The following is a 22,672-nucleotide window of genomic DNA, read 5'->3' as shown; positions in this document are numbered from 1 at the left end:
TCGGGCACCCCGGCCCCCTGCCAGGCGGCCTCCGGCCTCGAAGCCCAGTTCGACGCACCGGCGACCCCGCACGCTCCGCCAAGCCGCCCTCGCCATCAGCCCCTGCCAGAGCCGCCCTCGCCATCAGCCCCTGCCAGGGCCGCCTCCGCCGCAGCCCCTGCCCCTCTTACCGCAGCACCTTCTCCAGTGACCCGAGCGCCCCCTCGAGCTCCTCGTGCGTGATGGTGAGCGGTGGGGCCAGGCGGATCGTGGAGCCGTGGGTGTCCTTGGCCAGGATTCCCTCCCGCATGAGGCGCTCGCTGATCTCGCGGCCGGTGCCGAGAGCGGGGTCGATGTCGACGCCCGCCCACAGGCCCCGCGAGCGGAAGCCGACGACGCCCTTGCCGACCAGGCCGGTCAGGCCGTCCCGCAGGGCCGCGCCCAGCTCGGTCGCGCGGCGCTGGAACTCGCCCGTCTCCAGCAGCTCGACCACCGCCGTGCCGACCGCGGACGCCAGCGGGTTGCCGCCGAAGGTCGACCCGTGCTCCCCGGGGTGCAGCACCCCGAGCACCTCCCGGCGCCCGACCACCGCGGACACCGGCACGATGCCGCCGCCCAGCGCCTTGCCCAGCAGCACCACGTCCGGCACGACCGACTCGTACTCGACCGCCAGCGTGCTGCCCGTACGGCCGAGCCCGGACTGGATCTCGTCGGCGACGAACAGACACCCCTTGCGGCGGGTCAGCTCGCGCACTCCGGCCAGGTAGCCGTCGTCCGGAATGATCACCCCCGCCTCGCCCTGGATCGGCTCGATCAGCACGGCCGCCGTCGTCTCGTCGACCGCCGCCTCCAGCGCGGCCAGGTCGTTGTACGGCACGATCCGGAAACCCGGCGTGAACGGGCCGAACCCGCGCCGCGCCGTCTCGTCCGTGGAGAAGCTGACGATCGTCGTCGTACGGCCGTGGAAGTTGTCCGCCGCGACCACGATCGTCGCCCGGTCGGCCGGGACGCCCTTGACGTCGTAGGCCCACTTGCGGGCCACCTTCACCCCGCTCTCCACCGCCTCCGCACCGGTGTTCATGGGCAGCACCATGTCCATCCCGGTCAGCGCCGCCAGCCGCTCGGCGAACTCGGCGAGCCGGTCGTTGTGGAAGGCGCGGGAGGTCAGGGTCAGCCGGTCGAGCTGGCGGTGGGCCGCCTCGATCAGCGCCGGGTGCCGGTGGCCGAAGTTGAGCGCCGAGTAGCCGGCCAGCATGTCGAGGTAGCGCCGCCCCTCCACGTCCTCCACCCACGTGCCCTCGGCACGGGCGACGACCACGGGCAGCGGATGGTAGTTGTGCGCGAGGACCGGCTCCTCCGCGCGGATGAGCTCCTCGGAGCCGCGGGTCTCCTGCGAGTCCTGGGTACGGACGGGTGCGGTCATGAGCGGATCTCCCGGATCTCCTGGGTGCAGCACTTGATGCCGCCACCGGCCTTCTGGAACTCGGACAGGTCGACGGGGACGGGGACGTAACCACGGCCGGCGAGCCGGCCGGCCAGGGCCGTCGCCCCCGGTGAGATGAACACGTGCCGCCCGTCGGAGACGGAGTTGAGCCCGAACGCCATCGCGTCCTCGCGAGTGGCGAGCACCGCGTCCGGGTACAGCCGGGCCAGCACCTCGCGGCTGCCCGGCGAGAACGCCTCGGGGTAGTAGGCGATGTTGTCGTCGTCGAGAACGAACAGCGCCGTGTCCAGGTGGTAGAAGTACGGGTCCACCAGCGTCAGGCTGATCACCGGCACGCCGAAGTACTCCTGCACCTCGCTGTGGGCCTCACGGGTGGTACGGAAGCCCGTCCCGGCCAGGATCCAGCGGCCGGTCGGCACCAGGTCGCCCTCGCCCTCGCACACCGACTCGGGGTGGTAGACCTCGTAGCCCTCCGACTTGAACCACGCCTCGTACGGCACGGACTCGGGACGGCGCTCGGGCGCGTGGAAGAGGGAGCCGAAGACGCGGCCGTCGACGACGACCGCCGCGTTCGCGGCGAAGACCATGTCGGGCAGACCGGGAACAGGCTTCACAGTGTCCACGGTATGGCCGTGGGCACGGTAGGCGTCGACCAGCGCCTGCCACTGGTCCAGCGCGCGGATGACGTCGACGGGTTCGCCGGGATCCATCCACGGGTTGATCGCGTACTGCACGGCGAAGTGTCTGGGCTCGCAGACGAGGTAGCGCCGCCGGCGCGGCACACGGGAGTCGGGCACAGAGGGGTCCCTCCGCTTCCTCACGGTGTGTGACTGGGGGTTGACACCAAGGTAGGAACTGACGGAGGCGGCCGACAAGGAACATCAGTTGCGCGTGGGCGCAGGAATGCTGCGTCTTGAGGCCGGTCAGCGCACGCCTGCTGCGCCGCCCGGGAGCTCCTCCGGCGCCGGATGGCTGGCACCCGCCTCCGGGCTCTCCGGAAGCAGGTGGGACAGCACCATCACGCTGATCGTCTTCCGGATGAAGGGCTCCTGGCGGATCCGCTCCAGCACCTCCTCGAAGTGCTCCACGTCCCGCGCCCGCACGTGCAGCAGCGCGTCCGCACCGCCCGTCACGGTCATCGCCGCGGTGATCTCCGGGTAGTCGCGCACGACCTCCGCCAGCCGCCGCGGCGGGGCCGCCCCCTCGCAGTACACCTCGACGTAGGCCTCGGTGCGCCAGCCCAGCGCCGACGGCTTCACGGTGGCCGTGAACCCGGTGATCACGCCGGTCTCCCGCAGCCGGTCGACCCGCCGCTTGACCGCCGTGGCCGACAGCCCGATCGCCGTGCCGATCTCGGCGAAGGACGTCCGGGCGTTCGCCATCAACGCGGTGATGATCTTCCGGTCGAGTTCGTCGAACGGCGTGGACCTGCTGTTCATGCGGGCACTGTATCCACCGGCACCCCGGCCCGCGCCCGGCCCGGCGCGGGCACCTCACCCAGGGGCAACGTCCACCGGCACATGTCCAGACGTACGGATCGCCCCTACACTCCGGGTTCATGCTGCGCGCCCTGGCTGTCGACGACGAACGCCCCTCGCTGGAGGAACTGCTCTACCTGCTGCACGCGGACCCCCGCGTCGGCAGCGCGGAGGGCGCCGGCGACGCGACCGAGGCGCTGCGCCGCATCAACCGCGCCCTGGAATCCGGTCCGGGCGGGCCCGAGGCCATCGACGTCGTCTTCCTCGACATCCAGATGCCCGGCCTCGACGGGCTCGACCTGGCCCGGCTGCTCACCGGGTTCGCCCGGCCGCCGCTCGTCGTGTTCGTCACCGCCCACGAGGACTTCGCCGTCCAGGCCTTCGACCTCAAGGCCGTCGACTACGTCCTCAAGCCCGTCCGCAAGGAACGGCTCGCCGAGGCCGTACGGCGTGCCGCCGAGCTGCGCGGCACCGCGCCCCGCATACCCGTGAGCGAGCCCGACCCCGACCACATACCCGTCGAGCTCGGCGGCGTGACCCGCTTCGTGGCCGTCGACGACATCACCCATGTCGAGGCCCAGGGCGACTACGCCCGCCTGCACACCGACAAGGGCAGTCACCTGGTCCGCATCCCGCTGTCCACCCTGGAGGAGCGTTGGCGCTCCCGCGGCTTCGTCCGCATCCACCGCCGTCACCTCGTCGCCCTGCGGCACATCGGCGAACTCCGTCTCGACGCGGGCACCGTCAGCGTCCTCGTCGGCTCCGAGGAACTCCAGGTCAGCCGCCGCCACACGCGCGAACTGCGCGACCTGCTCATGAGGAGGCCGTGACGATGCCCCAGGACCACACCGAGCGCCGCGTCGTCGTCACCGGCCCGCCCCGCCAGGCCGGCCGGGCCTCCGGCTACTACCGCCCGCGCACCGAGATCGACGAACAGACCACCCTCGGCCACACCTACGTCCGCTCCCTGATGCGCACCCAGCTGCGCGCCGCCCTCACGGTCTTCGCGGTCCTCGGTCTGCTCATCGGCCCGCTGCCGCTGCTGTTCGCGGCGATGCCCGACGCCCGCCGCCTGGAGTGGGCCGTCCTCGGCTTCGGCCTCTACGCCCCGCTGGTCCTGCTCGCCCGCTGGTACGTCCGCCGCGCCGAGCGCAACGAGCGCGACTTCGTACGCCTCGTCGAAGACCGATGAACTCCCATTACGCCGTCCCCGCCGTCGCCCTGGTCGTCATCGCGACGGTTCTCGTGGGCGCCTTCGGCCTGCGCATCTCCCGCACCACCTCCGACTTCTACGTCGCCTCCCGCACCGTCGGCCCCCGCCTCAACGCCGCCGCCATCAGCGGCGAGTACCTCTCCGCCGCCTCCTTCCTGGGCATAGCCGGCCTGGTCCTGGTCCAGGGCCCCGACATGCTCTGGTACCCGGTCGGCTACACCGCCGGTTACCTGGTGCTGCTCCTCTTCGTCGCCGCCCCGCTGCGCCGCTCCGGCGCCTACACGCTCCCCGACTTCGCCGAGGCCCGCCTCGCCTCCCAGGCCGTACGGCGGCTGGCCGGTGCCTTCGTCGTCGGCGTCGGCTGGCTGTATCTGCTGCCCCAGCTCCAGGGCGCGGGACTGACCCTGACGGTGCTGACCGGGGCGCCCGACTGGCTCGGCGGAGTGATCGTCGCCGTCGTCGTGACCGCCACCGTCGCCGCTGGCGGCATGCGCAGCATCACCTTCGTCCAGGCCTTCCAGTACTGGCTGAAACTCACCGCCCTGCTCGTCCCCGCCCTGTTCCTGGTCCTCGCCTGGCAGAGCGACGGAGCCCCCCGCCACGCCTTCGACGAACCGGCCACCTTCCGCGAGCAGCGCGTCGTCCGCGTCGGCGACAGCATCGACCTGAAACTCGACCGGCCCCTCACCGTCACGGTGACCGGCACCGTGGACGGCCGTGAGCACACCGGCACCCGCCTCGACCTGCCCGCCGGCACCCACCGCGTCGAACGCGGCACCCGGCTCACCTTCGCCGAGGGAGCGGTCGTCCCCCAGGCACAGCGCAGCGGCGGCGACCTGTCGCCCGCACCGGCCGAGAGCCGCGAGGAACGCCCGCTGTACGCCACGTACGGGCTGATCCTCGCCACGTTCCTCGGCACCATGGGCCTGCCCCACGTCGTGGTCCGCTTCTACACCAGCCCGCACGGCGTCGCCGCCCGCCGCACCACCGTCGCGGTCCTCGGCCTGATCGGCGCCTTCTACCTCCTGCCGCCCGTCTACGGCGCCCTCGGCCGCCTCTACGCCCCCGAGCTCACCCTCACCGGCGACACGGACGCCGCCGTCCTCCTCCTGCCCGACCGCATCATCGGGGGAGTGGGCGGCGATCTGCTGGGCGCGCTGGTGGCGGGCGGCGCCTTCGCCGCGTTCCTGTCCACGGCCTCGGGGCTCACCATGGCCGTCGCGGGCGTACTCACCCAGGACGTCCTGCCCGCGCGGGGCGTACGGCACTTCCGGCTCGGGACCGTCCTCGCGATGGCCATGCCCCTCGCGGCGAGCGTCCTGGTCGGCGGGCTCCCGGTCGCCGACGCGGTGGGGCTCGCCTTCGCCGTGTCCGCGTCCTCGTTCTGCCCGCTGCTCGTCCTCGGCATCTGGTGGCGGCGGCTGACCCCGCCCGGCGCGGCCGCCGGCATGCTGGTCGGCGGCGGCTCGGCCCTGCTCGCCGTCGCCGCGACCATGACGGGCTACCCGGGCGAGGGCGCGCTGCACGCCCTGCTCGCCTGGCCCGCGCTCTGGTCTGTGCCGCTGAGCTTCCTCACCATGATCCTGGTGTCCCTGGCCACGCCCGGGCGGGTGCCGCCGGGCACGGCGGCGGTCCTGGCCCGGTTCCACCTGCCCGAGGAACTGCGCACGGAGGTGACGGCATGAGCGGATTCCTGGCCGGCCTGTGCGTCGCCGTGCTCCCGGTGCTGGCCGTGGGAATCTGGCTCGGCCGGCGCACGGCACGCCCCCAGAGCCTCGGCGGCCTGGGCACCCCCGTCGAACACGCCACCTTCGAGACCCTGCACACCGCCTCCCTCGCCGCACCCCCGCTGCGGGCCGGGCTGACGGAGGAGACCGCCCGCAAGTCCGCCCGCAAACTGCGCTCCCTGCTCGGCACGGACGCCCTGTGCCTGACCGACCGCAAACAGGTCCTGGTCTGGGACGGCGACGGCGCCCACCACCGCACCGAGATCATGGAACGCCTCGCCGGCCCTCTGGAGACCGGCCGCGGCGAGGCGTTCCAGCTGACCTGCGACCTCCTCGACTGCCCGGTGCGCTGGGCGGTCGTCGCCCCGCTCACCGTCGACGACCGCGTGCACGGCGCCCTCGTCGCCTGCGCGCGCCGCGAGTCCGCGGTCCTCGTCCGGGCGGCCGGCGAGGTGGCCCGCTGGGTGTCCGTCCAGCTGGAGCTGGCGGACCTGGACCAGTCCCGCACCCGCCTCATCGAGGCCGAGATCAAGGCGCTGCGGGCCCAGATATCCCCGCACTTCATCTTCAACTCGCTCGCGGTGATCGCCTCGTTCGTCCGCACCGACCCCGAGCGCGCCCGCGAACTGCTCCTGGAATTCGCCGACTTCACCCGCTACTCGTTCCGCCGGCACGGCGACTTCACCACCCTCGCCGACGAACTCCACGCCATCGACCACTACCTGGCGCTCGTGCGGGCACGCTTCGGCGACCGCCTCTCCGTCACCCTCCAGATCGCCCCGGAGGTGCTGCCCGTCGCCCTGCCCTTCCTGTGCCTGCAGCCGCTCGTCGAGAACGCCGTCAAGCACGGCCTGGAGGGCAAGGCCGACAAGTGCCACATCCAGATCACCGCCCAGGACGCCGGCGCCGAGGCCCTGGTCGTCATCGAGGACGACGGCGCCGGAATGGACCCCGGACTGCTCCGCCGCATCCTCGCCCGCGAGGTCAGCCCCTCGGGCGGCATCGGGCTCTCCAACGTCGACGACCGGCTCCGCCAGGTCTACGGCGACGACCACGGCCTCGTCATCGAGACCGCCACGGGCGCGGGCATGAAGATCACCGTCCGGCTCCCGAAGTACCAGCCGGGCGTGCATTCGGCCGGACGGCTGATCCCGGAGTGAGCCTCAGGTGCTCTTCGTGGTGACCACCATCCCGAAGGTGATCAGGCCCAGGACGACCCAGCCGAACCACAGCCAGCCGTTGCTGCCGAGCGCCACCGTGTAGGCCGTCACCAGGACGAGGCCGCCGACGGTGAGCCCTCCCATGGTCTTCGTCGCGTTCGAACCGTTCGTGGAACCGGGCATCGCAACACCCTCCTCATGGTTCTGTTCCCCCCATGGTGCCCCCGTTCTGCCTCCTGACGGTGCAGACGACGACATGAGTACCGGATTTCCAGGGTCCGTCACTGGTCCACGAACCGGCTTCGTAGACGGACGGATCGAAGCCGTAGTCGCGCGGCGCCACGTCCCGGGCGCACGCGGCGTCCGACGAGGTCCGGGCCTCGGCGAGCGTCACGTCGCCGCCCAGTCGGGTGAAACCGAGCACCTGCTGGTCGTACCGCCCGCCACACGGCACCAGCCGCGCCTCCCGGTTCGAACGGACGTCCAGGCAGTCACGCTTCTGCATGGTCGCGGTGTCGGCGAACGCCGTACCGAACCTACGTCGCTCCCCGAGCGGCCCGTACAGCGGCCCGTGCGCACCGAGGACCAGGCACGCGATGCGCCGGCCCGCCGCCTCGAACCCGGTGCCGCTCGGTACGACGGCGTGGCTGCGGACGTCGGCGAGCCGGTCCCGCAGCTCCCGGGTCCGCTCCTCGCACCGGGCCGGTCCGAGCTTCCGTGCCTCGTCCGCCGAGGCCGCCTCGACGAACGCCACGACCTGCCCGTCGGGCGCCTTGTCCCGGCAGGTCGGGTCCAGGGAGAGCCGGGGCGTGCCGGCGAACCGGGCCCCGCCCGGCCAGTCGGCGAGCACACAGTCGCCGTCCGCGAGCGGCTTCCCCAGCCCGAGGGCCTCTCCGTACGGCGCCGCCGTCCCGCCACCGGCCCGGTCGGCCAGCGCGTACCAGACGCCGCCGAGTGCGAGGACCAGCCCGAGCCCGCAGGCGACGGCGGCCCGGAGGGCGGGGGAGCGCCGCCGTCGCCGGGCACTGTGCGCGGCGATCACGGGCCACGGACCGTCCGGCCCGGTCGGCGGCACGGGCGGGGTCTCCCACGGTGACGGCGAGCCGGGGTCGGTCCGGGTCCGCTCGTACGCGTCCGACTGGGGCGTGACGAGCGCCGACAGCCCGGCCTCCGCCTCCTGCGCGGTCATCCGCAGCTCCGGATCCTTGGCCAGCAGCCCGCGCAGCACGGGCTCCAGCGCCCCCGCCCGCACCGGTGGCAGCGGCTCCTCCATGACCGCGGCGGTGAGTGCCGCCAGGTGTGACTCCCGCTCGAAGGGGCCGCGGCCCTCGACACCGAAGTACAGCGTGCAGCCCAGTGAGAACAGGTCGGCGGCCGGCGTCGGCGCGCTGCCGGACGCCCGCTCCGGCGCCAGATACCCCGCCGTGCCGACCAGCACGGACGCCATCGTGTACCGCGTCTCACCGGCGTCCGGCTGTACGGAGATGCCGTAGTCCGTGAGCAGCACCCGCCCGTACGGCGAGCCCGCGCGGTCCGGCGCGAGCAGGATGTTCGCCGGCTTCACGTCCCGGTGCATCACGCCCCGCTCGTGCCCCGCGGTCAGCGCGTCCAGTACGGCGAGACCGACGCGGGCACACTCGGCCGGGGCGAGCGGTCCGCGCCGGGTCACCAGCTCCCGCAGGTCCACGGCGCCGGTCACGTACTCCATGACGATCCACGGCAACCCCTCGTGCTCCAGCACGTCGTGGACCGTCACCACGTGCGGGTGTCCGCGCAGCCCGGCCGCGTGCCGGGCCTCCGCACGGGCCCGCGCGACCCGCGCCTCCCGCTCGTTGCCGGCCTCGGCCGGGTCGCGGAACACGATCTCCTTCAGCGCGACCTCGCAGGCGAGTCTCTGGTCGTGGGCGAGCCAGACATGCCCCATGCCGCCGCTGCCGAGCCGGCGCAGCAGCAGATAGCGGCCGGCGACGATCCGGCCCACTCCCGACGTCGGTGATCCTGAGGACATCCGGTGACTCCCGGGTTCGGCGGGGGTGCGGTGCTAGACGGTGGCGCTCGGGGTCGGCGGAGTGGTCGCCGGAGCGGTGGACGCGGGCGCGGTCGTCGCAGGCATGGTCGTCGCGGGGGCGCTGGACGCGGGCGTGCTGCTCACGGGTGGCGCCGCGCTGCTCACTGGAGGCGGCGCGCTGCTCGTGACCGGTTCACCGGTGGGCGGTGAACTCGTGGCCCGGGGAGGCGAGCTGGTGACCCGCGGCGGTGAGCTGGTCGCCGTCGGCGGTGCACTGCTCCTGGGCGCGCTGCTCGAAGCGGGCGGCACGGAGCCGGGCGGCGCCTTCGACGGGGGCTGCCGGGAAGGTGCGGGCCCGCTACTCGTCGGAGGGGTCCCGCTACTCGTCGGAGGCCTGGAGCCGACAGTCGGAGGCCTGGAGCCGACAGGGGGAGTGGAGGACGCCGCGGGCGTGGGTGTCGCCGTACGCTCCTCCGTCCCCGACTCCGCCGCCACGCTGAGCGTCACATACGCCCCGAACCGCAGCTCGGTCCCCGCTCCCGGGTCGGACGCGATGACCCGCGCACGGCCCGGAGGCGGCTCCTCACCCCGGAACGCGACCGCCAGCCCGGCCTCGGCCAGCCGCCGGCTCGCCTCCCCGAACGTCGTCCCGGCGAGACGCGGCACGGCCCGCCGCTGCGTCGCGTCGAAGTCGGCGTCGGCCTCACCCGTCGTGCCGACGGGCCGCTCGATACCCCGGCCGGAGTCCTGGACGTCGACGAGGGTGATGTGCTCCAGCTTCCGGGGAGCGGGCCGTACGACCACCACCTCGGCACGGTCGTATCCCTGCCACTTCTCGTTGCCGTCCCCGAACCTGACGGATATCCGGCTCGTGTCGCCCTCGAAGGGCCGCAGCGGATTTCCGCACGAACATTTGACCGACGGAAGTCCCTGCTCATCGACGAGAATCGCGATTCCCGCCTGGAGCAAGGCGCGGAAGGGAACAGCCTTTCCCTTTTTGTAGTCGTGGTTCAACGCGAGGGTGTCGTGACGCAGGAGAACCGGTGTGAGCCGGTCGAGATATCCCGGAATCTCGTCCGTACGCAGATCGAGGGCGGCCGCCCACTCCCGCGCCTTGCGATCGTTGCGCGGCGCGGTGAGGAACCGCTTCAGCCGCTCGACATCACAGATCCCCTGCTGCTTCGTCCCTCCGTACAGCCCCGGCGTGTCCCCCTGCTGGAGGCCGCCCGGCACGGCCCGCGACCGCACCCGGGCGTCCCGGCCGAGCCCGCTGTCCTCGGCGAAGAAAGGCGCCAGGGACGGAACTCCCGCGGCGACCGCCTTCACCTCGAACAAGGACCTGCCCGAGTCGCACCCCCCGAGAGCGAACAGAAAAGCGACCAGGACAGCGATCCTCCGCATCACCGCTCCCCCCTGCGGTTCCCCCGACGCGTTTCATGCTACTGAAGGAAAAAGCTATTCAGCCGCGTTGTGGAGAAAGAGCAGAGCGAGAACGAACGGATGCCCTGGGGCGTGGGAAAAGTCAGTTCCCGCGTGCGTGCAGCGAGCTCAAATAGGCGTTGTACGCCTCGAGTTCCTTGTCCCCGTCGCGGTCGGCGGCCCGGTCCTCGCGCCTGGCCTGCCGCTGGTCCGAGGCGTACCACTGGAACAGCAGCGCGACCAGCACCAGCACGGACGGGATCTCGCTGAACGCCCAGGCGATGCCGCCCGCCGCGTTCTGGTCGGACAGCGCCTCGATGCCGAGCGAGGCGGGCGGGTTCTTGAACGTCTGGACCATCGGCTCGGACGCCATCATCAGCGCGATCCCGAAGAACGCGTGGAACGGCATGCCCGCGAACAGCTCCAGCATCCGCATCAGATAGCCCGGCCGGTGCGGGCCCGGGTCCACGCCCATGATCGGCCAGAAGAACACCAGGCCGACGGCGAGGAAGTGCACCATCATCGCGATGTGCCCCGGCTTGGAGCCCATCAGGAAGTCGAACAGCGGTGTGAAGTACAGCCCGTACAGGCTCGCGATGAAAAGCGGGATCGTGAACGCCGGGTGGGTCACGATCCGCATGTAGTGGCTGTGCAGGAACATCAGCAGCAGCTCACGGAGTCCCTTGCGGCCCCGCCCCGCCGTCGGCAGCGCGCGCAGCGCCAGCGTGATCGGCGCCCCGAGCAGGATCAGGATCGGCGAGACCATGCTGATCACCATGTGCTGCACCATGTGCACGCTGAACATGACCATGCCGTAGTCGTTCAGCTGGGTGCACATCATGAGCGCGATGCTCAGCACGCCGATGACGAAGGCGACCGTCCGCCCCACCGGCCACTTGTCCCCGCGCCGCACCAGCCGGACGACACCCCACCCGTACAGTGCCAGCCCGGCCAGGCAGGCGATGAGGAAGAACGGGTCCGTCGACCACTCCAGCCCTCGTCCCAGCGTGAACGGCGGCAGATCCATGGTCATGCCGTGCCCGCTGTGATCCATACCGCCGGCTCCTGATTCGTGGGGGTGTGCAGCAATCTGTCCGCCCCAAGAGTAGAACCGCCCCCGGCCACACAGGTGACCGGGGGCGGTAAGACGTGCTCAGGGGCGCGGCGCCTGGAGAACGCAAGGGGCGCGGGGCCTCAGAGAACGCACTCCGCCTCGGCGTACCGGTTGTCCGGCACGGTCTTGAGCGTCTCCACGGCCTCGGCCAACGACACCATCACGATGTCGGTGCCCCGCAACGCGGTCATCTGCCCGAACTCGCCCCGGTGCACGGCCTCCACCGCGTGCCACCCGAACCGCGTGGCCAGGACCCGGTCATAGGCGGTGGGCGTCCCACCGCGCTGAACGTGCCCGAGGATCACCGGCCTGGCCTCCTTGCCGAGCCGTCCCTCCAGCTCGACCGACAGCTGACGGGCGATCCCGGCGAACCGCTCGTGCCCGTAGATGTCCTTGCCGCCCTCGTCGAACTCCATGGTCCCGGCCCGCGGCTTGGCCCCCTCCGCCGCCACCACGATCGCGAAGCGCTTGCCCGCCTCGAACCGCTCGCCGACCCGCCTGGTCAGCTCCTCTATGTCGAAGGGGCGCTCGGGTACGACGATGGCGTGCGCGCCGGCCGCCATGCCGGAGTGCAGCGCGATCCAGCCGGTGTGCCGGCCCATGACCTCGACCACCAGGACCCGCTGGTGGGACTCGGCGGTGGTCTTCAGCCGGTCCAGGGCCTCGGTCGCCACCCCGACGGCCGTGTCGAAGCCGAACGTGACGTCCGTGACCGCGATGTCGTTGTCGATGGTCTTCGGCACACCCACGACGGGCAGACCGCTGTCCGACATCAGCCGCGCGGCCTTGAGCGTGCCCTCGCCGCCGATGGGGATGATCGCGTCGAGGCCGAGCTCCTCGACATGGCCCTTGGCCCGCTCCACACCGTCCCGCAGATGGGAGGGCTGGACCCGGGAGGACCCCAGAATCGTGCCGCCGCGGGCGAGGATGCCACCCACCGCGTCGAGGTCGAGCTTGAGGTAGTCGCACTCCAGAAGGCCCTTCCAGCCGTCCCGGAAGCCGATGACCTCGTCGCCGTGGTCGACGACGGCGCGGTGCACGACGGACCGGATGACGGCGTTCAGGCCGGGGCAGTCGCCGCCGGACGTGAGGACACCAATGCGCATAGCCCGAAAACCTTATCGACGTGGGCCGGGACCGGACCACGTTGTCCGGCTCGAATCCCCGCCACCCTAGCGGCATCGAGGGGCCGGACCGAAGCACGCGTCCGCCTGCTGGACGACCCCGCTCACCTGTGCGGATGTTCCGTCAGACGGGCTGTCGACCAGCAGGTTGACGCGTGCTGAACGCACGCTGCCGGTCTAGGCAGGCTGCTGGGCAGCAGCGATGCGCTCGTTGCGCAGTGCCTCGTACCAGCGGTCGTCGGTCGGCGGCAGCGCGTTGACGTCGAGGGCCAGCTTCAGCAGCAGGTCCGCGATCAGCGGGTTGCGCGCGAGTACCGGGCCGTGCATGTACGTGCCGAAGACGGTGTCGTTGAACGCGCCCTCCGTGCCGTCGCCCGTGCCGTTGCCGTTGCCGAAGCGCACCCGGGCGAGCGGGCGGGCGGTGGGGCCGAGGTGGGTGACGCCCTGGTGGTTCTCGAAGCCGGTCAGCGGGGGCAGGCCGAGGCGCGGGTCGATGTCACCCAGCACGTCACCGACGCACCGCGCGCCCTCGCCGCGCACCGACACCACGTCCAGCAGGCCGAGGCCGGGCTCGCGCTGGCCGAGGTCGTTGATGAACTCGTGGCCGAGGATCTGGTAGCCGGCGCACACGGAGAACACGATGGCGCCGTTCTCCACGGCCCGGGTCAGTCCGCCGTCCCGGCGCAGCCGCTCGGCGGCGAGCCGCTGCGGCCGGTCCTCGCCTCCGCCGATCAGGTAGATGTCGCCGGAGGTCGGGATCGGCTGGTCGCTGCGCACGTCCAGCCGGGCCACGTCCAGGCCGCGCTGCTGGGCCCGGCGTTGGACGACGAGGACGTTGCCCTGGTCGCCGTAGGTGCTGAGCAGGTCGGGATAGATCCAGACGATGCGCAGTTGGTTGTCGCTCACAAAAGTCCCCTGACGTCTCGTGCTCAGTTGCCGACCCGGCGGCGCAGGTCCTGGAACGCCGTGTAGTTGGCGATGACCTCGATCCGGCCCGGCGGGCACGCCGCCACGGCCTGGTCGAGGTTCTCGTAAACCTGGAAGTGCTGGTCGGCGACTTCCAGGCGCACCGCCAGGTCCAGGCGCCGGTCGCCGACGACGCAGATCGGGTGGCCGGTCAGGCGCGTGTAGTCGACGTCCCACAGCCAGGAGGTGTCGGTGCCGTCGGCGCCGCGGGCGTTCACGGAGAGGATGACCGGGGTGGGCGGCGGGTCGATCAGGGAGAACGTCTCCAGCCAGCCGGCCGGGTTCTTCGCGAGGAGGAGTCTGAGGTCACGGCCCTGGAACTGGACGACGTCGTACCGCCCAGCCACCGCCTGCACCTGGTACATGCGCTCCAGCGCGACCTGCGGCGGCACGCCGAACACGGCGGCGACGGCGGCCGAAGAGGCGGCGTTGGCCTTGTTGGCGCGGCCGGGCAGCTGGAGGTGGATCGGCCAGGCCGAGCCGTGCGGGTCCAGTACGTGGTCGCCGGAGAGCGCCCAGCTCGGCGTCGGACGGCGGAAGCCGCACTCGCCGCAGAACCAGTCGTCGCCGGGGCGCTGCATCACGCCACCGCACGACGGGCACGACCAGGCGTCGTCCTTCCACATCTGCCCCGCCGCGACCCAGATCACATTGGGGGAGGACGACGCCGCCCACACCACCAGCGGGTCGTCGCAGTTGGCCACGACCACGGCCTTGGAACCGGCGAGTCCCTCCCGCCAGTTCTCGGCGAGCATGCGGGTCTCGGCGGCACGGTCGAGCTGGTCGCGCGAGAGGTTGAGCAGGGCGATGCACTTCGGGGCGGTGTCCCGGGCGACGCCGGCGAGGTACTTCTCGTCGACCTCGATGACGCCGTACCGGGCGTCCGAGCTGCCCGCGAGCGCCGAGGTGATGCCGGCCGGCATGTTGGCGCCGAGCGCGTTGGAGACGACGGGTCCCGCCGCGCGCAGGGCCTCGGCGATGAGCCGGGTGGTCGTGGTCTTGCCGTTCGTCGCCGAGACCAGGATCACGTCCAGGTTCTGCGCGAGCCGGGCGAGGAGGTCGGGGTCGAGCTTGAGCGCCACCCGGCCGCCGATCACCGAACCGCTGCCGCGCCCCGCGGCGCGGGATGCCGCCGCGACCGCCTTGCCCGCGGTCACGGCCAGCTTGGCCCGCGGCGAGAGCGGGTCCGAGTTGCCTGCCATCAGTTCTCGATCCTCCTTGCGTACGCGCCGCGCCTTGAAGCCTGACGGCCACGTGGTGTGGACCTCAGCCTATCGAGATCCATTCGCACTCCCACACCGCGGCACTGTGGCGAACTCGTGCGGGAGGCGCGGAATGACAGGGACCTTACTCTTGCCGCCATGCGAAACAGCCCCATCCCCGGCGCCCACGGCCACGTGAGACCCCTCACCCTGCACGGCGACCCGCTCCTGCACACACCCTGCGCGGAGGTCACGGACTTCGGCCTCGAACTGGCCCGGCTCGTGGAGGACTTGTTCGCAACCATGTACGCCGCCCAGGGCGTCGGCCTCGCCGCCAACCAGGTCGGCGAGCCGCTGCGGGTCTTCGTCTACGACTGCCCCGACGACGAGGACGTCCGCCACCTGGGCCACGTGGTCAACCCGCGTCTGGTCGAGACGGACGGAGTGGTGATCCGGGGCCCGGAGGGCTGTCTGTCGCTACCGGGCCTGGAAGCGGCCACGGAACGTTACGACCACGCGGTCGTCGAGGGCTTCACGGTGACCGGAGAGCCGGTCACCGTCCACGGCACGGGCTTCTTCGCCCGCTGCCTCCAGCACGAGTACGACCATGTGGAGGGCCGCATCTACGCGGACCATCTGAAGGGCTGGCGCCACCGCAAGCTGATGCGCCAGGTGGCCAGGTCTTCTTGGCGCAGGGACGTGTAGTTCAGGGGTGCGGGGCTGTGTTCGATATGCGGCTCCGCCGCGTGGGCGCGAACAACCCCCACCGGCGGTAAGACGGAACACGACCGTCAGAACCCCGGACCGCCCACCCGATCCCCCGCAGCCGCAAGACGCCCCCACAACAGATCAGCCAGACTCCGCACCAACTCCGCACGGGAACATGGCCGTTCCCCCAGCCACCAGTCCCCGGCGGCATGCATCATGCCGACGATCCCGTGCCCCCACACCCGCGCCAGCTGCTGCCCGCCCGGCCCGAGATCCAGCCGCTCCTCGATGACCTGGGCGAGTTCCTCCCCCATCCGCCGCAGCAACGGCGCACTGTGCTTGCCGACATCGAACCCCTGATCGCCCGGCTGGCCCCCCTCCGCCGGATGCATCAGGAACCGGTACACCTGGGGTCGCGCCTCGATCGCCGCGAGGTACGTGTCCAGCGTCGCCTCGACCCGCTCCCGTCTCTCCGCCGGCGCGTCCAGCGCCGCCCGCAGCGAGTCCAGCAGGGCGTCCGTGTGCCGTTTGGCAAGGGCCGCGTAAAGTCCGCCCTTGTCGCCGAAGTGCCGGTACAGAATCGGCTTGGTGATACCCGCTTCCGCGGCGATCGCGTTCATCGAGGCCTGCGGACCGTCGCGCAGCACCACTCGGTCGGCGGCTTCCAGCAGCTCACGCCGTCGGCGGTCGGCGGACCGTTGCTGGTCGGTCCGCTGCGTGGTGTCCATGTGCTCTCCCCACCCGTGCTGTTTCGATGACGCCTGCGCAAACTAACACTCAAAGATGCCCCAGACATCGAACGGGTGCCGACCGGTCGGTAGGAGTTGACGCGGACTACCCACCGGTAACAGACTGGTGTTACCGCAAGTAACATGCACGTGTGCCGCTGGAGGGACCGACATGGCCGAGTTCACCATGGAGCTCAACGACGAACAGAAGGAGGTCCGGGACTGGTTGCACGGCTTCGCGGCCGATGTGATCCGCCCCGCGGCCGCCGAATGGGACGAGCGTGAGGAGACTCCCTGGCCGGTCATCCAGGAGGCCGCCAAGGTCGGCATCTACTCCCTGGACTTCTACGCCCAGCAGTACTTCGACCCCACCGGCCTCGGCATACCCATGGCCATGGAGGAGCTGTTCTGGGGCGACGCGGGGATAGCCCTCTCCATCGTCGGCACCGGTCTGGCCGCCGTCGGCGTCCTCGCCAACGGCACCGAGGAGCAGATCGGCACCTGGATCCCCCAGATGTACGGCGACGCCAATGATGTCAAGGTCGCCGCCTTCTGCTCCTCCGAGCCCGACGCCGGCTCCGACGTCGCCTCCATGCGCACCCGGGCCGTGTACGACGAGGCCAAGGACGAGTGGGTGATCAACGGCACCAAGACCTGGGCGACCAACGGCGGTATCGCCAACGTCCATGTCGTGGTCGCGGTGGTCGACGCGGAGCTCGGCTCCAAGGGGCACGCCTCCTTCATCATCCCGCCGGGCACCGAGGGCCTGTCCCAGGGCCAGAAGTTCAAGAAGCACGGCATTCGCGCCTCGCACACCGCCGAGGTCATCCTGGACAACGTGCGCGTCCCCGGCTCCTGCCTGCTCGGCGGCAAGGAGAAGCTGGACGAGCGGCTCGCCCGGGCGCGGGAGAAGGCCAAGCAGGGCGGGGAGCGCGTGAAGAACGCGGCGATGGCCACGTTCGAGGCGTCCCGCCCGGCGGTCGGTGCCATGGCGGTCGGCACCGCCCGGGCCGCGTACGAGGTCGCCCTCGACTACGCCAAGACCCGGGAGCAGTTCGGACGGCCGGTCATCGACAACCAGGGCGTGGCGTTCCAGCTCGCGGACATGCGCACGTCCATCGACGCGGCCCGGCTCCTGGTCTGGCGCGCCTCCTGGATGGCCGTCAACGGCAAGCCGTTCACGGCGGCCGAGGGTTCGATGTCCAAGCTCTTCGCGAGCGAGACGGCCAAGAAGGTCACGGCCCAGGCGATCCAGATCCTGGGCGGCAACGGCTACACGCGGGAGTACCCGGTGGAGCGGATGCACCGGGACGCGGCGATCTACACGATCTTCGAGGGCACCAGTGAGATCCAGCGCCTGGTGATCGCGCGGACGCTGTCGGGCATGACGATCCGGTAACCGGGGCTTGGCTCCGCTGAAGAGACGGGGAGTGGAAGCCGACCTGACCCGGGGCGGAGCCCCGGCCCGGCCGTGATGGCCGGGCCCGGGCTCACCGGTGTCGGAGAGGGGTCAGCTGCTCGATGTCGTACCTCGTCCGCAGCTCCTCGATCGCCGCGTGATCCGGCGGACCCCCGTTGCCGGTGCCGCTCGCACCACCCGGCTACCTGAACCGGACTCCCACTTCTGCCAGTTGTCGGGGGGCGGACGCGCCGCTCGAAGACGAGGACGTCCAGCTCGCCTTCGAGCACGTTTGAGCCGGAGGGCCAGCGGCAGTTGGGGTGGTCGGCGTGGCGCTCACGCGCCAGCTCCAGCGTCTCCTGCATCGTGATCACGTGCTCCGGAACGCGGTGGGGCGCCGATCTCGCGCGGGACTACTCCGTATCGGGGGCGCCGTGCCAGGCTCGTCCCCACACCCCCACGACGGAGGACGCGATGACGCACCCGGCCCGGGACCTGCTGACGACGACCACGGCCGAACTCGCCCCGGACCCCCAGTCCAACCCCTTGGTCCCCCGGATCGCCCGTGGCGAGGCCTCCCGCTCCACCCTTGCCGCGCTCGCCCTGGAACAGTCCTGGGTGATCCCCGCGGACCGCCGCGCGTTCCTGCATCTGGCGGAACGCTCCGCGGTGACCGACCCGGAGGCGGTGGCCTACTTCACGACCCTCGCGGAGGGCGAGGCGCTGGCGGGTGAGCGGCTGGACGCTTTTGTGAGGGCGTGCGGTGTGGACGAGGCGGAGGCGGCTTCGTACGAGCCCCTTCCGGGCTGCCAGGCCTACCCCGCGTACGTCGCCTGGCTGGCCCTCAACGCCTCACCGGCGGACGTCGTCCTGGCCCTGACCGCCAACTTCTCCGCGTGGGGCGGCTACTGCGCGACCATCGCCGAGGCACTGCGTGCCCATTACGGCTTCACGGAGCAGGCGTGCGCCTTCTTCGACTTCTTCGCGGAGCCGTCCGCCCAGCTGGACGAGATGGCGACAGCGGCGGTGCAGGCGGCGCTGGAAGCCGGCCGTCTCGACGAGAAACGAGCACATGAACACGGCCGCCTACTCCAGGTGTACGAGGCGAGCTTCTGGTCGACGCTGGGGCAGCTGACATAGAGGCGCGGGGCTGTGACGACTTGCGACTCCGCCGCGTGGGCGCGACCAGCCACAACGCACCCGCACACGCCGCAACTACGTCGCACCCCCACTGCTGTGCGCGATACAAGCCACATCAATACGATCAGCCAGCTTCGCCAGCTCAATGGCCAACTCGGCGACCGTATCCTCGTCGAGCCCCGACTCCCCGGCCTCGACAAGCCGCACCCATCGCCCCCCCACCGTCCGCAACAGCTTGCTGACATCGGCCGCAGTCACCTGCAGGGTCCCGCGGTCGTCGACGATCAGGGGCAGAGTCACTTCGCGGTTCACAGACGGGATCGTAGCCCCGCAACACTCACGCACCGTGCCAAACGGTCGTGATGTTGCAGAACTCCCGGATTCCATGCCCGGACAGCTCACGCCCGTACCCGGACCGCTTCACTCCGCCGAACGGGAACGCCGGATGGGAGGCCGTCATCCCGTTGACGTACACACCGCCCGCCTCCAGGTCCCGGACGAACCGGTCCACCTCGGCCTCGTCCCGTGTCCACACGTTGGAACTCAGTCCGAACGGCGAGTCGTTCGCGATCAGCACGGCCTCGTCCAGGTCGGCCGCCCGGTACAGCGTGGCGACCGGCCCGAACGCCTCCTCCCGGTGGATGCGCATCTCCCGGGTGATGCCGGCGAGGACGGTCGGCGTGTAGTACCAGCCCGGCCCGTCCGGGCGTTCGCCACCGCACAGCACCTCCGCACCGCCGCGCACCGCGTCGTCGACCAGCTCCTCCAGATCGCGCAGTCCCTGCTCGCTGGAGAGCGGCCCGACCTCCGTGTCCTCGGCCATCGGGTCGCCGACCTTCAGCGCCTTCATGCCCTCGGCGAAACGCTCGGCGAAGGCGTCGTAGACGTCCGTGTGCACGATGAACCGCTTGGCGGCGATGCAGGACTGCCCGGTGTTCTGCACCCGCGCGGTCACCGCGACCTTGGCGGCCCGGTCGATGTCGGCGGAGGGCATGACGACGAAGGGGTCGCTGCCGCCCAGCTCCAGCACCGTCTTCTTGACCATCTCCCCGGCGGTGGAGGCGACCGCGCGGCCCGCCGGCTCGCTGCCGGTGAGGGTGGCCGCCTTCACCCGCTCGTCGCGCAGGATGTCGTCGACCGCGGCGGAGCCGATCAGCAGGGTCTGGAAGCAGCCCTCCGTGAAGCCCGCCCGATGGAACAGGTCCTCCAGGTACAGGGCGGTCTGCGGGACGTTCGAGGCGTGCTTGAGCAGGCCCACGTTCCCCGCCATCAGCGCGGGCGCGGCGAAGCGGATCACCTGCCAGAGCGGGAAGTTCCACGGCATGACCGCCAGCACCGGTCCCAGCGGCCGGTAGCGCACCCGCACGCGCGAGGCGCCGGAGTCCTTCACGTCGGTGTCGGAGGGCTCCTCGTCGGCGAGCAGTTCCTCGGCGTGGTCGGCGTACCAGCGCATCGCCTTGGCGCACTTCACCGCCTCGGCGCGGGCCTGCTGGATCGGCTTGCCCATCTCGGTCGTCAGCACGCGGGCGATGTCCTGCTGGTCCTCTTCGAGGAGGTCGGCGGCCTTCCTCAGCAGCCGGGCGCGCTCGTCGAACGTCGTCGTCCGGTACGTGCGGAACGTGGCCTCCGCCAGCTGGAGCCGGCGCCCGATCTCCTCCTCGCCCATGGCCTCGTACGTCTTGAGCGTCTCGCCGTTCGCCGGGTTCACCGTTGCGATGGGCATGGCTGACCTCCCTCGGAGCGGGCTTAGTCCGACCTTCCCGCGCGGCGGAGCGGACCGCAACGCGGGAGCGTCTCCTCAGGGCGAGTGCTCCGCCAGGCGGTCGAGAAACGCCGCCTGCGCCTTGACGATCACCGCACGGGCCCGGTCGAGCCCGAACCACGCCACCCGGTCCAGCTCGGGGAACTCCTGGAGCCGGCCCGACCTCGGCGGCCACTCCATCCGGAACGTGCCGGGCGCGATCGTCGCCGGGTCGAGGTCCGCCTCGATCGCCCAGGCCGTGACGATCTTGCCGCCTGTCTGCCGGACCTCGCCGAGGGTGACGGCCTCCCTGTCGGGCGGGGGTAGCCCCAGTTCCTCCTCGAACTCGCGGCGGGCTGCCGCCCAGGCGGACTCGTCGGGTTCGTACTCGCCCTTGGGGATGGTCCACGCCCCGGCGTCGCGCCGGGCGAAGAACGGGCCGCCCATGTGGCCGAGCAGTACTTCGAGGCCGTTGTCGGTGTGGTGGAAGAGCAGCAGGCCGGCACTGCGCTTCACGGGCTCACCTCCGGATGCGCGGCCAGCAGCGCCTCCACCGTGTCGGCGTCCTCGGGGCGCTTGTCCTCCCGGTAGCGGACCACGCGGGCGAAGCGCAGGGTGACGCCGGCCGGGTAGCGGGTGGAGCGCTGGAGGCCGTCGTAGGCGATCTCGACGACGAGTTCCGGGCGTACGGTCACGACGTGGCCGTTGTCGTCGACGGCGAGCTGCTGGAGCCGTTCGGTCTGCCAGGTCAGCATCGCGTCGGTCATGCCCTTGAAGGTCTTGCCCAGCATGGCGAGGCCGCCGTCGGCGGTGAGGGCGCCCAGGTGGAGGTTGGAGAGCTTGCCGGTGCGGCGGCCGTGGCCCCACTCGGCGGCCAGGACGACCAGGTCGAGGGTGTGGACGGGCTTGACCTTGAGCCAGGACGCGCCGCGCCGGCCCGCGCTGTAGGGGGCGTCCAGCGCCTTGGCGACGACGCCCTCGTGGCCGCGCTTCAGCGTCTCGGCGAGGAACTCCTCCGCCGTGCCCAGGTCGTCCGGGCCGGACACCGTGGTGCGGCGCACCCGCATCGGCTCGGGGACCAGCCGGGCCAGCTCGGCGTGCCGCTCGGCGAACGGCAGGTCGAGCAGGTCGTGGCCGTCGACGGAGAGCGCGTCGAAGAAGACGGGGGAGACCGGCACCGCGCGTGCGGCCGTCGCCACGTCCGTGCGCGAGCCGACGCGGCCGGCGGTCTCCTGGAACGAACGGGGGCGGCCGCCCTCGTCGAACGAGATCACCTCGCCGTCCAGGATGAACCGCTCGCCCCGCAACTCCAGCGCGGCGGCCGTCACTTCGGGCAGGCGGTCGGTGATGTCGTCGAGGGTGCGGGTGTAGAGCCGTACTGTGTCGCCGTCCCGGTGCACCTGGACGCGGATGCCGTCCAGCTTCTCCTCGACCGCGCAGGCGCCGAGCTTGTCCACCGCCTCGGCGACCGAGGAGGCGCTGTGCGCCAGCATGGGCCAGACCGGGCGACCGACGGTGAGGCGGAAGCGGTCCAGGGCGGCGGGGCCCTCCGCGAGCAGCGCTTCGGCCACCGTCTGGAGGGAGCCGGCGAGCATCACGGCCCGCCGTACGTCCGCCGGGGCCGCCCCGGTCGCCTGGGCCAGTCCCTCGACGGCGACCGCGTCCAGCGCGCCCTGCCGCACCTCGCCGGTGAGCAGCCCGATCAGGAACCGCTGCTCTTCCTCGGTGGCCGCGCCCATCAACTCCCCGACCAGCCGGGCCCGTTCCGCCTGGGAGCCGGGGCCGGACACCTCGGCCAGCTCCGACAGCCGGGCGTCCACCTCCCGCACGGTCAGGCCCGGCTCGGCGGCGGGGGCGACCGGGCGGCTCAGGACCTTCCAGCCGACGCCGATCCGGCCCTGCGGCAGCCGGCCCGCCAGATACGGGATGACGATCGGCACGTCCTCCGCCTCCGCGTCCCGGAAGAGCTCCGCGAGCAGAGCCGTCTTCCGGGACCGCGCCGAGGTGGCGGCGACCTCCTGGGACACTCGGGCCAGCCGGTGCAACAGCATGCAGCCATGGTGCACCGGAGGGGCCGCCTCTACACCCGGACGGCGGGGTCGCGGTCCGCCGTCAGGCCGCC

Annotated in this window: 22 protein-coding genes and 1 pseudogene; 7 read left to right on the top strand and 16 right to left on the bottom strand. The window is 71.7% G+C overall.

Annotated features, from left to right (window positions below; translation table 11 throughout):
- Positions 1 to 166 precede the first annotated feature (166 nt).
- The 3 genes from rocD to CA983_RS02540 form a co-directional block, all read right to left on the bottom strand.
- Positions 167 to 1,402 (bottom strand): ornithine--oxo-acid transaminase, encoded by a 1,236-nt coding sequence (gene rocD / locus CA983_RS02550; RefSeq protein ID WP_086599215.1) that lies wholly within the window; start codon positions 1,400 to 1,402, stop codon positions 167 to 169.
- The gene (gene ddaH / locus CA983_RS02545; protein ID WP_086599214.1) at positions 1,399 to 2,220 is read right to left on the bottom strand and encodes a dimethylargininase; all 822 of its coding nucleotides are present in this window, start codon (positions 2,218 to 2,220) and stop codon (positions 1,399 to 1,401) included. The genes rocD and ddaH overlap by 4 nt, the downstream gene beginning before the upstream one ends.
- Before the next feature lie 126 nt (positions 2,221 to 2,346).
- The gene (locus tag CA983_RS02540; protein WP_086599213.1) at positions 2,347 to 2,862 is read right to left on the bottom strand and encodes an Lrp/AsnC family transcriptional regulator; all 516 of its coding nucleotides are present in this window, start codon (positions 2,860 to 2,862) and stop codon (positions 2,347 to 2,349) included.
- 119 nt (positions 2,863 to 2,981) lie between these two features.
- On the opposite strand from CA983_RS02540, the gene CA983_RS02535 reads away from it, so the two are divergent.
- The 4 genes from CA983_RS02535 to CA983_RS02520 are packed head-to-tail and all read left to right on the top strand — an operon-like array spanning position 2,982 to position 7,001.
- Complete coding sequence (locus CA983_RS02535; RefSeq protein ID WP_086599212.1) at positions 2,982 to 3,731, top strand: LytR/AlgR family response regulator transcription factor; 750 nt, start codon at positions 2,982 to 2,984, stop codon at positions 3,729 to 3,731.
- 2 nt (positions 3,732 to 3,733) lie between these two features.
- Positions 3,734 to 4,093: a hypothetical protein gene (locus tag CA983_RS02530; RefSeq protein ID WP_086599211.1), complete on the top strand. Its 360-nt coding sequence runs from the start codon at positions 3,734 to 3,736 to the stop codon at positions 4,091 to 4,093.
- Complete coding sequence (locus CA983_RS02525; protein WP_086599210.1) at positions 4,090 to 5,799, top strand: sodium/solute symporter; 1,710 nt, start codon at positions 4,090 to 4,092, stop codon at positions 5,797 to 5,799. The genes CA983_RS02530 and CA983_RS02525 overlap by 4 nt, the downstream gene beginning before the upstream one ends.
- A complete protein-coding gene (locus CA983_RS02520) occupies positions 5,796 to 7,001 on the top strand; it encodes a sensor histidine kinase (protein WP_086599209.1) in 1,206 nt (401 codons plus the stop codon). The genes CA983_RS02525 and CA983_RS02520 overlap by 4 nt, the downstream gene beginning before the upstream one ends.
- A 3-nt stretch (positions 7,002 to 7,004) precedes the next feature.
- On the opposite strand, the gene CA983_RS02515 is transcribed toward CA983_RS02520, so the two are convergent.
- The 7 genes from CA983_RS02515 to CA983_RS02485 all read right to left on the bottom strand — a co-directional run bounded on the left by CA983_RS02515 (position 7,005) and on the right by CA983_RS02485 (position 14,834).
- Positions 7,005 to 7,184 carry a hypothetical protein gene (locus CA983_RS02515; protein WP_086599208.1) on the bottom strand — a complete coding sequence of 60 codons (180 nt, stop codon included), beginning with the start codon at positions 7,182 to 7,184 and terminating at the stop codon, positions 7,005 to 7,007.
- A 13-nt stretch (positions 7,185 to 7,197) separates the two neighbouring features.
- The gene (locus CA983_RS02510) at positions 7,198 to 9,009 is read right to left on the bottom strand and encodes a serine/threonine-protein kinase (protein ID WP_086599207.1); all 1,812 of its coding nucleotides are present in this window, start codon (positions 9,007 to 9,009) and stop codon (positions 7,198 to 7,200) included.
- 33 nt (positions 9,010 to 9,042) lie between these two features.
- Positions 9,043 to 10,410: a DUF6777 domain-containing protein gene (locus CA983_RS02505; RefSeq protein ID WP_086599206.1), complete on the bottom strand. Its 1,368-nt coding sequence runs from the start codon at positions 10,408 to 10,410 to the stop codon at positions 9,043 to 9,045.
- A 121-nt stretch (positions 10,411 to 10,531) separates the two neighbouring features.
- The gene (locus CA983_RS02500; protein WP_086599205.1) at positions 10,532 to 11,482 is read right to left on the bottom strand and encodes a cytochrome c oxidase assembly protein; all 951 of its coding nucleotides are present in this window, start codon (positions 11,480 to 11,482) and stop codon (positions 10,532 to 10,534) included.
- A 140-nt stretch (positions 11,483 to 11,622) separates the two neighbouring features.
- Positions 11,623 to 12,648 (bottom strand): 6-phosphofructokinase, encoded by a 1,026-nt coding sequence (locus tag CA983_RS02495; protein WP_086599204.1) that lies wholly within the window; start codon positions 12,646 to 12,648, stop codon positions 11,623 to 11,625.
- A 195-nt stretch (positions 12,649 to 12,843) separates the two neighbouring features.
- The gene (locus CA983_RS02490; protein WP_059417691.1) at positions 12,844 to 13,572 is read right to left on the bottom strand and encodes a type 1 glutamine amidotransferase; all 729 of its coding nucleotides are present in this window, start codon (positions 13,570 to 13,572) and stop codon (positions 12,844 to 12,846) included.
- Between the two features lie 23 nt (positions 13,573 to 13,595).
- Positions 13,596 to 14,834 (bottom strand): MurT ligase domain-containing protein, encoded by a 1,239-nt coding sequence (locus CA983_RS02485; RefSeq protein ID WP_030835363.1) that lies wholly within the window; start codon positions 14,832 to 14,834, stop codon positions 13,596 to 13,598.
- 159 nt (positions 14,835 to 14,993) lie between these two features.
- Here CA983_RS02485 and def point away from each other — a divergent pair, with 159 nt between their 5' ends.
- Positions 14,994 to 15,539: a peptide deformylase gene (gene def / locus CA983_RS02480; protein WP_086599203.1), complete on the top strand. Its 546-nt coding sequence runs from the start codon at positions 14,994 to 14,996 to the stop codon at positions 15,537 to 15,539.
- A gap of 86 nt (positions 15,540 to 15,625) precedes the next feature.
- Here def and CA983_RS02475 read toward each other — a convergent pair whose 3' ends face one another.
- On the bottom strand, positions 15,626 to 16,270 hold the full coding sequence (locus tag CA983_RS02475; RefSeq protein WP_086599202.1) for a TetR/AcrR family transcriptional regulator: 645 nt from the start codon (positions 16,268 to 16,270) through the stop codon (positions 15,626 to 15,628).
- Between the two features lie 172 nt (positions 16,271 to 16,442).
- Between CA983_RS02475 and CA983_RS02470 the strand changes: the two genes are divergently transcribed.
- Positions 16,443 to 17,669, top strand: a complete 1,227-nt coding sequence (locus tag CA983_RS02470; protein ID WP_086599201.1) for an acyl-CoA dehydrogenase family protein — start codon at positions 16,443 to 16,445, stop codon at positions 17,667 to 17,669.
- A 91-nt stretch (positions 17,670 to 17,760) separates the two neighbouring features.
- Here CA983_RS02470 and CA983_RS47535 read toward each other — a convergent pair.
- A pseudogene (locus CA983_RS47535) lies at positions 17,761 to 17,959 on the bottom strand (cupin domain-containing protein); the annotation flags it as partial.
- Positions 17,960 to 18,143: 184 nt separating this feature from the next.
- Between CA983_RS47535 and CA983_RS02460 the strand changes: the two are divergent.
- A complete protein-coding gene (locus tag CA983_RS02460) occupies positions 18,144 to 18,809 on the top strand; it encodes a thiaminase II/PqqC family protein (protein WP_086599200.1) in 666 nt (221 codons plus the stop codon).
- 75 nt (positions 18,810 to 18,884) lie between these two features.
- Here CA983_RS02460 and CA983_RS02455 read toward each other — a convergent pair whose 3' ends face one another.
- The 4 genes from CA983_RS02455 to CA983_RS02440 all read right to left on the bottom strand — a co-directional run bounded on the left by CA983_RS02455 (position 18,885) and on the right by CA983_RS02440 (position 22,601).
- Positions 18,885 to 19,121 carry a DUF6213 family protein gene (locus CA983_RS02455; RefSeq protein ID WP_029181253.1) on the bottom strand — a complete coding sequence of 79 codons (237 nt, stop codon included), beginning with the start codon at positions 19,119 to 19,121 and terminating at the stop codon, positions 18,885 to 18,887.
- A gap of 25 nt (positions 19,122 to 19,146) precedes the next feature.
- The gene (locus CA983_RS02450; RefSeq protein WP_086599199.1) at positions 19,147 to 20,532 is read right to left on the bottom strand and encodes an NADP-dependent succinic semialdehyde dehydrogenase; all 1,386 of its coding nucleotides are present in this window, start codon (positions 20,530 to 20,532) and stop codon (positions 19,147 to 19,149) included.
- 75 nt (positions 20,533 to 20,607) lie between these two features.
- A complete protein-coding gene (locus CA983_RS02445; RefSeq protein ID WP_086599198.1) occupies positions 20,608 to 21,066 on the bottom strand; it encodes an NUDIX hydrolase in 459 nt (152 codons plus the stop codon).
- Complete coding sequence (locus CA983_RS02440; RefSeq protein WP_086599197.1) at positions 21,063 to 22,601, bottom strand: ATP-dependent DNA ligase; 1,539 nt, start codon at positions 22,599 to 22,601, stop codon at positions 21,063 to 21,065. Before CA983_RS02440 ends, CA983_RS02445 begins: the two co-directional genes overlap by 4 nt.
- Positions 22,602 to 22,672 lie beyond the last annotated feature (71 nt).

Source organism: Streptomyces swartbergensis, from assembly GCF_002148965.1.
GTDB classification, from domain to species: domain Bacteria; phylum Actinomycetota; class Actinomycetes; order Streptomycetales; family Streptomycetaceae; genus Streptomyces; species Streptomyces swartbergensis.
The sequence above is the reverse complement of the archived record's forward strand: the minus strand, read 5'-3'. Positions and strand labels throughout refer to the sequence as shown.

What these genes read in the sequence shown, in the direction of transcription:
- CA983_RS02535 (WP_086599212.1), top strand. Translation starts at nt 2,982, where the DNA reads ATGCTGCGCGCCCTGGCTGTCGACGACGAACGCCCCTCGCTGGAGGAA.
- CA983_RS02485 (WP_030835363.1), bottom strand. Translation starts at nt 14,834, where the DNA reads ATGGCAGGCAACTCGGACCCGCTCTCGCCGCGGGCCAAGCTGGCCGTG.
- rocD (WP_086599215.1), bottom strand. Translation starts at nt 1,402, where the DNA reads ATGACCGCACCCGTCCGTACCCAGGACTCGCAGGAGACCCGCGGCTCC.
- def (WP_086599203.1), top strand. Translation starts at nt 14,994, where the DNA reads ATGCGAAACAGCCCCATCCCCGGCGCCCACGGCCACGTGAGACCCCTC.
- CA983_RS02520 (WP_086599209.1), top strand. Translation starts at nt 5,796, where the DNA reads ATGAGCGGATTCCTGGCCGGCCTGTGCGTCGCCGTGCTCCCGGTGCTG.
- CA983_RS02495 (WP_086599204.1), bottom strand. Translation starts at nt 12,648, where the DNA reads ATGCGCATTGGTGTCCTCACGTCCGGCGGCGACTGCCCCGGCCTGAAC.
- CA983_RS02510 (WP_086599207.1), bottom strand. Translation starts at nt 9,009, where the DNA reads ATGTCCTCAGGATCACCGACGTCGGGAGTGGGCCGGATCGTCGCCGGC.
- CA983_RS02470 (WP_086599201.1), top strand. Translation starts at nt 16,443, where the DNA reads ATGGCCGAGTTCACCATGGAGCTCAACGACGAACAGAAGGAGGTCCGG.
- CA983_RS02530 (WP_086599211.1), top strand. Translation starts at nt 3,734, where the DNA reads ATGCCCCAGGACCACACCGAGCGCCGCGTCGTCGTCACCGGCCCGCCC.
- CA983_RS02440 (WP_086599197.1), bottom strand. Translation starts at nt 22,601, where the DNA reads ATGCTGTTGCACCGGCTGGCCCGAGTGTCCCAGGAGGTCGCCGCCACC.
- CA983_RS02500 (WP_086599205.1), bottom strand. Translation starts at nt 11,482, where the DNA reads ATGGATCACAGCGGGCACGGCATGACCATGGATCTGCCGCCGTTCACG.
- CA983_RS02540 (WP_086599213.1), bottom strand. Translation starts at nt 2,862, where the DNA reads ATGAACAGCAGGTCCACGCCGTTCGACGAACTCGACCGGAAGATCATC.
- CA983_RS02460 (WP_086599200.1), top strand. Translation starts at nt 18,144, where the DNA reads ATGACGCACCCGGCCCGGGACCTGCTGACGACGACCACGGCCGAACTC.
- CA983_RS02475 (WP_086599202.1), bottom strand. Translation starts at nt 16,270, where the DNA reads ATGGACACCACGCAGCGGACCGACCAGCAACGGTCCGCCGACCGCCGA.
- CA983_RS02515 (WP_086599208.1), bottom strand. Translation starts at nt 7,184, where the DNA reads ATGCCCGGTTCCACGAACGGTTCGAACGCGACGAAGACCATGGGAGGG.
- CA983_RS02450 (WP_086599199.1), bottom strand. Translation starts at nt 20,532, where the DNA reads ATGCCCATCGCAACGGTGAACCCGGCGAACGGCGAGACGCTCAAGACG.
- CA983_RS02525 (WP_086599210.1), top strand. Translation starts at nt 4,090, where the DNA reads ATGAACTCCCATTACGCCGTCCCCGCCGTCGCCCTGGTCGTCATCGCG.
- CA983_RS02505 (WP_086599206.1), bottom strand. Translation starts at nt 10,410, where the DNA reads ATGCGGAGGATCGCTGTCCTGGTCGCTTTTCTGTTCGCTCTCGGGGGG.